The sequence below is a fragment of the Streptomyces sp. NPDC052016 genome (assembly GCF_044548445.1).
Lineage (GTDB): Bacteria > Actinomycetota > Actinomycetes > Streptomycetales > Streptomycetaceae > Streptomyces.
This window is the reverse complement of the sequence record NZ_JBIUBX010000001.1, coordinates 1-9,181: the sequence shown is the minus strand read 5'-3', so window position 1 is coordinate 9,181 and position 9,181 is coordinate 1. Positions and strand designations below refer to the sequence as shown.

The 9,181-nt window shown below is 73.5% G+C and carries 7 protein-coding genes; 2 read left to right on the top strand and 5 right to left on the bottom strand.

All coding sequences use genetic code 11. From position 1 onward, the window contains the following. Positions 1-20: 20 nt before the first annotated feature. The 3 genes from ACIHAR_RS00035 to ACIHAR_RS00025 form a co-directional block, all read right to left on the bottom strand. Positions 21-887, bottom strand: a complete 867-nt coding sequence (locus ACIHAR_RS00035; protein ID WP_400015454.1) for a DUF4231 domain-containing protein — start codon at positions 885-887, stop codon at positions 21-23. 70 nt (positions 888-957) lie between these two features. Continuing rightward, positions 958-2,223 (bottom strand): FxsB family cyclophane-forming radical SAM/SPASM peptide maturase, encoded by a 1,266-nt coding sequence (locus ACIHAR_RS00030; protein WP_400015452.1) that lies wholly within the window; start codon positions 2,221-2,223, stop codon positions 958-960. A gap of 1 nt (position 2,224) precedes the next feature. Further along, complete coding sequence (locus tag ACIHAR_RS00025; RefSeq protein ID WP_384655001.1) at positions 2,225-2,428, bottom strand: hypothetical protein; 204 nt, start codon at positions 2,426-2,428, stop codon at positions 2,225-2,227. Between the two features lie 396 nt (positions 2,429-2,824). Between ACIHAR_RS00025 and ACIHAR_RS00020 the strand changes: the two genes are divergently transcribed. Continuing rightward, entirely contained in the window at positions 2,825-4,270 is a 1,446-nt protein-coding gene (locus ACIHAR_RS00020) for a glyceraldehyde-3-phosphate dehydrogenase (protein WP_365456847.1), read from the top strand. Positions 4,271-4,316: 46 nt separating this feature from the next. On the opposite strand, the gene gndA is transcribed toward ACIHAR_RS00020, so the two are convergent. Then, on the bottom strand, positions 4,317-5,759 hold the full coding sequence (gene gndA, locus ACIHAR_RS00015; RefSeq protein ID WP_400015450.1) for an NADP-dependent phosphogluconate dehydrogenase: 1,443 nt from the start codon (positions 5,757-5,759) through the stop codon (positions 4,317-4,319). Positions 5,760-6,512: 753 nt separating this feature from the next. Here gndA and ACIHAR_RS00010 point away from each other — a divergent pair. Continuing rightward, positions 6,513-7,046, top strand: a complete 534-nt coding sequence (locus tag ACIHAR_RS00010) for a hypothetical protein (RefSeq protein WP_365456853.1) — start codon at positions 6,513-6,515, stop codon at positions 7,044-7,046. A gap of 259 nt (positions 7,047-7,305) precedes the next feature. On the opposite strand, the gene ACIHAR_RS00005 is transcribed toward ACIHAR_RS00010, so the two are convergent. Beyond that, a complete protein-coding gene (locus tag ACIHAR_RS00005; protein ID WP_400015447.1) occupies positions 7,306-8,583 on the bottom strand; it encodes an MFS transporter in 1,278 nt (425 codons plus the stop codon). Positions 8,584-9,181 lie beyond the last annotated feature (598 nt).

The window sequence follows — 9,181 nt, the reverse complement described above, 5'->3', positions numbered from 1 at the left end:
TGACCACCCTTGCCCCGCCTTCAGTCCGCTGTCCACTTGGCCATCCAGCCCTCGTTCTGTACCGAGACGACGTGTTCCGTGCGCTCCGCCAGCCGGTCGGCGTCCGCGTCGGTGGTGGGGTCGAGCCGCTGCCACCAGCGGAGGATGCGCTCCAGCTCCGCGGCGGTGGTGTTGTACTCGAGGTGCAGGGCGACGTAGCGCGCGGAGGCCCCGTGGGAGACCACCGAGGCCGAGACGGCCGCGACGACGGGGATCCAGGCGGCGGCCTGTTCCACGGCGAAGGCGCCGGCCACCGCGCCCAGGAGGACGGACAGGGCCGCGAGGGCCACGCCCGCACGTTCCACGCGGCGGGCTCGGCGGGCCATCTCGTCGGCCTTCGGCCGGTAGTAGTGGTCGAGTTGGCCGCGCAGCCGGGTGGTGACGTAGCCGGCCGCGTCGCCGACGGGGGGCAGCGGCCGGTCGGCGGGGGTGAACTGCCGGGCGACGGCGTCGAGATCGGCCACCCGGGTCAGCAACGCGTCGGTGCGGCCGAGGAGTTCGGCGTCGCGGGTGTCCGGGTCGCGGTAGGGGCCGACCCCGGCCAGGTAGACGTAGGCCTGGCTCTTCAGCTCCTCGGAGACCGAGCGCAGCCGGGTCCACTCACGCACCCGGTCGGGTGCGGCGCCCCGGGCGGCGAGCGGGACGGCCCCGGCGGCGAGCAGGGCGAGGAAGGAGAAACCGCGGCCCAACGCCGGTAATGTACCCATGAGTTGGGAGGCGGCGACACCGAGTACGGCTGCCGCGACCGCGCAGCCGAGTGTCACCGCGCGGGCTCGTGCGATCGCCGCCCTGCTCCGGTTCGCCGCCTGCGACCAGCTGCTCTGCGCGCGCCAGACGTCCTCTGCCACGGCCGTTCCCCCGACGGTGCTCACACCAAGATTTTGACGCGGCTTCAACTCGTCTGCAATCACAACGGCTTCAACCGGACAGGAGCGGACCGGCCCCCAGCACCCCTTCGAGTCTGCGGGCGATGTGACGGATCAGCAACTCCAGGTCGGCGCAGTACACGGACGGGTTGCGGAATCCGCTGCCCGGCCGGTAGCGGTGGGCGTAGTGGCCTCCGCCGCAGACGCGGACCACCGGGCAGGAGCGGCACGCCTCGGAGAGCGCGGCCCTGCCCAGCTGCCGTGCGGCGATGCCGGGATGCTCCAGGACGTCGTCGAAGCTGTTGCGGAAGACGTCCATGCCGGTCGCGGGGGCCTCCTGGTAGGCCGCTTTGAGGGAGTCCACCTGTTCGATGACGCCGTCGGTCTCCACCAGGACGGCGGCGACCGGCGAGAGCCCGACGGCCTCCGCGCCGCTGGAGAAGCCGAGGAGCAGCCCGATGATCTCGGTGAACAGCCGGATCCGGGTCCGGTACCGGCCGCCGTCGAACCACCGGTCGAAGGCCTGGGCGAGCCACTCCCCGTACGGCGCCGAGCCCGCGCTGGAGGGGCCCTTGCCGGGCGGGGGCGCCGCCCAGTTGGCGTGCGGCAGGAGCAGGTCGAGGGCGGCGGGGCGGAACTCCAGCAGGGAGTCGTAGACCTCGACGGGGTCCAGGTCGAGGTCGATGGTGCACAGGATGCCGGCGTAGGCCTCGGGATGGCGGGCGAGGACGGCGAGGCCACGGGTCGCGGCGTCCCAGGAGGGGCGGCCCGCGTGGTCGACGCGCCGTTTGTTGTGGTGCGGGCGACCGCCGTCGAGGCTGACGCCGACACGGATGCCCTCCGCGGCGAGTCGACGGACGACGTCCGTGGTGAGCAGGGTGCCGTTGGTCTGGACGCTCACCTGCACCTCGCAGCCGGCGCCGGAGGAGGCGCGCACGGCGGCGCGCACTTCGGCGGCCTGCCGCAGTGCAGTGTCGGCGCCGCCCAGCAGGGGCTCACCGCCGTGCAGTTCGACGCGGATGCGGTCGAGGCCGTGGGCGGCCACGTGCTCGCCGATCCGCTGGGCGCTGCGCGCCAGTACGGCCTCCGTCACGCGCGCCGGGCGCCGCCGCCAGCTGGTGTCCGCCGCGGTGTACACGTAGCAGTAGCCGCACAGCAGGTTGCAGCGGCTGTGCAGCTTGAGCACGAACTGGTGGAAGGGAACCGGCGCGGTGCCCGCGCGCCGGAGAGCGGGTACGTCCAGCAACCGGTGCGGCCAGGGGGCCGACGTGTGCACGTCGGCCGCGGCCGCCGCTCCCCCTGGGGGACCGTGACTCACCTCAGGGACTGTCCTCGTAGTACGCGATCACCGGTCCCGCCGCGCGCGTCTCCCGCGCCACCAGCTGCCGCAGCACCTCCGTCAGCACGGGGTGGTCCACGCCGCCCCAGAGCGCTTCCGCGCTGCCGTCCGCAGCGGGACAAAGCCGGGCGGCCCGGGCCGGGCCGTCGGCCAAGAGCTGCTCCCCCAGCCGAGGATTCGACACAGCACTCCCTCCGTGATCAGCCACGGCAGCCATGGCTGACCCCGCTCCCGTGACGGGCCAAGCCTAGGGCAGCCACGTCTATCCTGAGCTGGTATCGCCCCTTCCGCACCGACGGAGTCGGAGCATTTCGGCGATGTTCGCGGACTTTCGGTGACGTCCCCCACCCGAGAGGCCCGGCAGGCGGCCCTCCGGAGCACGCCACGCCGGGCCGGCACAGCGGATTCCATCTCCCAACCCCCCGCGTTTTCAGGCCCTTTGGCCATGGCCCCGCTCCGCCGACCGTCCCGTCACCGGTCCCGGCCGCGACCGCGCCCGGCGCTGCACAGGTGGGCGCTTGAATGATCGAATGAGCAGGGGGTTAACATACGAGCGCCACCTAGCTCGAAAGAGATACCTGTGACTGTCAACGAGGACTCGTTCACCAACTGGAAGAACCGCGAGGAGATCGCGGAGTCGATGATCCCGATGATCGGCAAGCTCCACCGGGAGCGGGACGTCACGGTCCTGCTGCACAGCCGCTCCCTGGTGAACAAGTCGGTGGTGAGCATCCTGAAGACCCATCGCTTCGCCCGGCAGATCGCCGGTGAGGAGCTCTCGGTCACCGAGACGCTGCCCTTCCTCCAGGCCCTCACCACGCTGGACCTCGGCCCCTCCCAGATCGACATCGGCATGCTCGCCGCGACCTACCGGGCCGACGACCGCGGCCTGTCGGTGCGGGAGTTCACCGCCGACGCCGTCGCCGGCGCCACGGGCGCGAACAAGATCGACCGCCGCGAGCCGCGGGACGTCGTGCTGTACGGCTTCGGCCGCATCGGCCGCCTGGTGGCCCGCCTGCTCATCGAGAAGTCCGGCTCCGGCAACGGTCTGCGGCTGCGGGCCATCGTCGTGCGCGGCGGCGGTGAGCAGGACATCGTCAAGCGCGCCTCGCTGCTGCGCCGCGACTCCGTGCACGGCCAGTTCCAGGGCACGATCACGGTCGACGAGGCGAACAGCACGATCATCGCCAACGGCAACGCCATCAGGGTGATCTACGCCGACGACCCCACCGCGGTGGACTACACGGCGTACGGCATCAAGGACGCCATCCTGATCGACAACACCGGCAAGTGGCGCGACCGCGAGGGCCTGTCCAAGCACCTGCGTCCCGGCATCGACAAGGTCGTCCTGACCGCCCCGGGTAAGGGCGACGTCCCGAACATCGTCCACGGCGTCAACCACGACACCATCAAGCCGGACGAGCGGATCCTGTCCTGCGCGTCCTGCACCACCAACGCGATCGTCCCGCCGCTGAAGGCGATGGCGGACGAGTACGGCGTGCAGCGCGGCCACGTGGAGACCGTCCACTCGTTCACCAACGACCAGAACCTGCTGGACAACTACCACAAGTCCGACCGGCGGGGCCGGTCGGCGCCGCTCAACATGGTCATCACCGAGACCGGCGCCGCCTCCGCCGTCGCCAAGGCGCTGCCCGACCTCAAGGCGCGGATCACCGGCAGCTCCATCCGGGTGCCCGTGCCGGACGTGTCGATCGCGATCCTCAACCTCCAGCTCGCCCGGGAGACCACCCGCGAGGAGGTCCTCGACCACCTGCGCGAGGTGTCCCTGACCTCCCCGCTGAAGCGTCAGATCGACTTCATCAGCGCCCCCGACGCGGTCTCCAGCGACTTCATCGGCTCGCGCCACGCCTCGATCGTCGACGCCGGCGCCCTGAAGGTCGAGGGCGACAACGCGATCCTCTACCTCTGGTACGACAACGAGTTCGGTTACTCCTGCCAGGTCGTCCGGGTCGTCCAGCACGTCTCCGGCGTGGAGTACCCGACGTACCCGGCGCCGAGCGCCTGACGGACGGTCCGGCCCGCCCGGTCGGGGGCGGGCCGGACAGGACCCCTCACGCCGCCGGCGTCTCGGGCCGGCCCGGAGCCGCCCAGTGGGTGTGGAAAGCGCCGGGACGGTCGGTGCGCAGGTAGGTGTGGGCGCCGAAGTAGTCGCGCTGGCCCTGGAGGAGGGCGGCGGGCAGACGGTCGGCGCGCAGGGTGTCGTAGTGGGCGAGCGCCGCGGAGAACGCGGGGACGGGGATGCCCCGGCGGGCGGCGGACGCGACGGTCTCCCGCCAGGGCACCTGGGCCTCGGCGATCTCCGCGGCGAACTCCTTCTCGGCGAGCAGGCTGACCAGCTCCGGGTCGGCGGCGTACGCGGTGCGGATGCGGTCCAGGAAGGAGGCGCGGATGATGCAGCCGCCGCGCCAGATCCGGGCGACGGCGCCCAGGTCGATCTTCCAGCCGAACTCGCCCGCCGCGTCCTGGATCATCTTCCAGCCCTGGTCGTAGGCGATGACCTTCGAGGCGTACAGGGCGTGCTCCACCTGAGAGGTGAAGCGTGCGGCCTCCGTGCGGCTGAGCGGGGGCGTGGTGCCCCCGGGCAGTCCGGCGTAGGCGGCGCGCAGGTCACTCTGGCCGGAGGCGGCGCGGGCGAAGGTGGCCTGGGCGATGGCGGTGACCGGTGAGGCCAGGTCGAGGGCCGTCTGCACGGTCCAGCGGCCCGTGCCCTTCTGGCCGGCGGCGTCCGCGACGACGTCCACGAACGGCCGGCCGGTGGCGGCGTCGGTGTGGGCGAGGACCTCGGCGGTGATCTCGATCAGGTAGGAGCCGAGCCGGCCCTCGTTCCAGGCGCGGAAGATGCCGGCGATCTCGGCGGGACCGTAACCGGCGACCTGGCGCAGCAGGTCGTACGCCTCCGCGATGAGCTGCATGTCCGCGTACTCGATGCCGTTGTGGACCATCTTCACGAAGTGGCCGGCGCCGTCGGTGCCGACGTGAGCGGCGCAGGGCTCGCCGCCGACCCGCGCGCTGACGGACTCGAACATCGGGCCGAGCACCTCGTACGACTCGGTCGAGCCGCCGACCATGATCGACGGCCCGTTCAGGGCCCCCTCCTCACCGCCGGAGACACCGGTGCCGACGAAGTGGATGCCGCGCTCGCGCAGGGCCTGCTCGCGGCGGCGGGTGTCGGCGAAGTGCGCGTTGCCCCCGTCGATGATCATGTCACCGGGCTCGAGGAGCGGGGCGAACTCGTCGATGACGGCGTCGGTGACCGCGCCCGCCTGCACCATGATCATCAAACGGCGGGGGCGTTGCAGCGCGGCCACGAACTGCTCGGCCGTCTCCGCGGGGACGAACGCACCCTCGTGCCCGAACTCCTCGACGAGCGCGCGCGTACGGCCCGCGCTCCGGTTGTGCACCGCGACGGTGTGGCCGTTGCGGGCGAAGTTGCGCGCGAGGTTGCGGCCCATCACGCCGAGGCCGGTGACGCCGATGGCAGCGGTTGCGTTCATGAGGTACGTCCCTTGTATCGGTGGCGCGGTCGGGGCGGGCGGCCCCTCCTGCCACCAGGTACGGCCCGGAAGCCGGTTCTTCTCGATGCCGCCCGAGGACGGCTGCGGCGCGCCGCGCCGCTACGGCCGCCGGTGGACAGCTCCGCTCCCCCGGCGGACGTCCGGCGTCATGACACCGGCGTCACCCGAACCGGCGGAATGCGGACGTGTTCGCCGGGGAAGACGGCCCGGATCGCCGCCGCTCCTCCGAGGATGCGGGCACTGCTCGGCCGGTGAGCCTCGGCCGGTGAGTCCCGGCCGTTGAAAGGCGCCCCCTGTGACCGCACCCGACCCCCTCCCCCCTGCCCTGGGACACGGCGCAGGCCGCCGACGCCTACCGGGACCGGGACATGCGCCTCGCCCGGAACCTGGGGCACGGGGACGCCGAGGACGGGGACAGCGAGGGCGGGGACGCCGGGAACGGGGAACAGCGAGGGCGGGGACGCCTCCGGCGGATCCGGTGACTCATCCTGCGGTCCCCCTCCCGGTCGGAGCCGGTGACCAAGGCGGCGGTCCCGGGCGGGGCCAAGGGGAGCCCTCGGCCGTGGCCAACGGGGAGCTCGCCGGTCGGGGCGTACGGGGAGCTCGCCGATCGGGGCCCGGGTGTGGCCGAAGCCACGTCGGTGGCTGGGCTTCGGCCATGTCGCCCCGCGGGGGCCGCGGGCTACCGTTTCCGGCATCCCGTTTTCTCGTACGCAGCCCGGACGGACCTCAGTGCGCGCAGACCTCTCCTCCCTCATCGCGGCGACCGCCCAGTGGCTGACGCGGGCCTACCCGGCCTCCGGCGGCGCGCTGGCCTCCGCCCTGTGCGAGGTGCAGGCGCGCCAGGCGGTCACCGTCGCGGCCTGGCTGCGGTATCCGACCGTGATGGACGCGGCTCTGGTCGGCATGGCGGGCCCGGGTGGTTCGGCCAAGCTGGACTGGATCAGCGGCGCCGACGGGCGCGAGGGCGAGCAGGCGGACGGGGAGGCCGAGGCCTGGCGCAGCTGGGTCGACGAGGTGGTGGCGAGCTGGGCGGCCTGCCTCCTCACGGACCCCGAGCTGGCCGCGCTGGCTGTGGCCGGCCTTCACGGCGGGGATCACACGACCGGCATTCCGCTGGAGTTCCGCCGGCTGGTCGCCCCGGACGCCCGCGACCGCCAGGCGGCGGCCCTGCTCCGTCACCCCGACCTGTTGGCCCCGGTGGCCGAACTGCACCAGGCCCAGTTGCTGGATCTCCTGGGGCCTGGGCAAGCCCTCATCGCCTGATCCGAGCTCTGACCCCTGGCCTCGAAACCCGCGCCACCGAGCGAATTCGGCCGCCGAGCGAACTCGTGCCACCGAGCTGAGGGCGCGCGCCGAAGGCAACCGGACGTGCGGACCCGAAGATCTTCCGTGCGGTCCGGTCCGCCACCCGGCCGACCGGTGGGGACAGCGGGGGTCGTCCATGGCTGCCGCCAGGTGCGCGACCCTCGCGGAACGGGCCGCGCCGGGTGCGGGGCCCGTGCCGCCGCGCGCGTGGTGCGGCTCAGGCGGCCGTGCTCAGGGCCTTCCGCTCGGCGATCTCGTCGCCCGGGGCCGGCACGGGCACCGGCTGCCGGCTGCGGCGGGCGCGCAGAAGAAAGCCCGCTCCGATCGAGGTGGCGATGAGGAGGCCGCCGGTCACCAGGGCGCCGCGGGCGCCGGCCAGTTCCAGGAGGAGGCCCAGGACCGGAGGGCCGCCCAGACTCCACACCGTGCCGATGCTGCCCCACACGCCGAGCACGCGCCCCCGCAGGTGGGCGGGCGGGTCGGTCTGCAGGACGGCCCTGCCGGCGGTGTCGGAGAGCGACTGCACCACGGCCATGGGAAGGACCATGATCAGCAGGACGGCCAAGGAGGGGGACAGTCCCGCCACCACCTGGAGCAGCGCTCCCGTGGCGGCCAGGGCGCCCACCGCCCGGACCGTCGGCCTGCGCAGCCGCGCGCCGAGGACCGCACCGAGGATGCCGCCGACGGCGAGGACCGTGGAGACCGCGCCGAACGCGCCCGCCCCGCCCGCCAGGGGTCCGGTGACGAGCACGGCGAGGGTGAGCCCGTAGTTCCGTCCGAAGACGCTGCTGATGCCGGTGATGCTCGCGAGCGCGACCAGGCGGGGCCGGCGCGCGAAGAAGACCAGGCCCTCGCGGACGGTCATGTCGGCGTGCCGGTCGCGCCGCCGCGGGATCACCGGTGGGGCGGGCGCGCCGCGCGTGCCGGCCCGCGCACGCCCGGCCGCGCCGTACGCCGGCCGCAGGAACGGGATGACCGCCGTCACGAAGAGGAACGACAGCCCGTTGGCCGCGTACGCGGCGGCCGTGCCGAGGAAGCCCACCGTGATGCCGGCCAGCGCCGCGCCGGCGAGCCGGCCCGCGTTGTGGACCAGCGCGCCGACGCCGATGGCGGACGGCACGTCCTCCGCCGGCACGAGGTCGTTGCCGAGCAGCGCACAGGCCGGCCCGTCGACGGTCGCGATCGTGCCGGTCACGGCTGCCAGCACCATCAGCGACGTCATGTCCAGGCGGTCCAGCGCGATGAGCACGGCCGTGGTGAAGGCGACCGCGCCGAGCAGGGCCTGGCTGACGGCCGCCGTCAGCTTGCGCGGCCAGCGGTCGACGGCCGCGCCGCCCAGCACGCTCATGAAGAGCGCGGGCGCGGCCTGGACGGACATGGACAGGCCGGTCGCGGCGGCGGAGCCGGTGATCTCGAGGACGAGCAGGTTCTGGACCGTCAGCTGCATCCAGGTTCCGGCGTTCGACAAGAAGTTCGCGAAGGACCACCAGCGCATGCTGCGGTACCTCAGGGACCGCCAGGGCGAACGCGAGGCCTTCCCCCCGGAGGACGGGGCGGGGCCGGAGACGGTGTCCGGGGCAGGGCGAGGCGCGGACACAGGAGCGGAAGACACAGTGCGGTACCCGAGAGGCGAGCGGTGGTCACAGGACAGGCGAAACCGGGGAACGCCGGCTGCGCTGCGCGGCCACTCCACCTAGTCGGTTACGGCGCGGACCATGGTGGCAGACGGGACGCATGAGGCCGTGGCGGGGCACTTCGCCGCACCGGGACCGCGCGCCTCAATCCGCCCTGCTCGTCGAGGGTTTGCCGTGTCGAGTGCGGTTGCTCACAGGTTCGGGCAGCATCCGGACAGATCCGGGCACCATGTGACAGATCACGGGAAACGGGCCCCTCCTGCGCGCCACCCGTGGGCGCGCACTGACCGGAGCACTGGCCACCCTCGGCCTCTGCAGCCCCGTGCAGCCCTCACCGGCACGGGGGGGGGGGGGGGGGGGGGGGGGCCGGGGGGGGGGCGGGGGGGGGGGGGGGGGGGGGGGGGGGGGGGGGGGGGGGGGGGGGGGGGGGGGGGGGGGGGGCGCCGGGGGGCGGGGGGG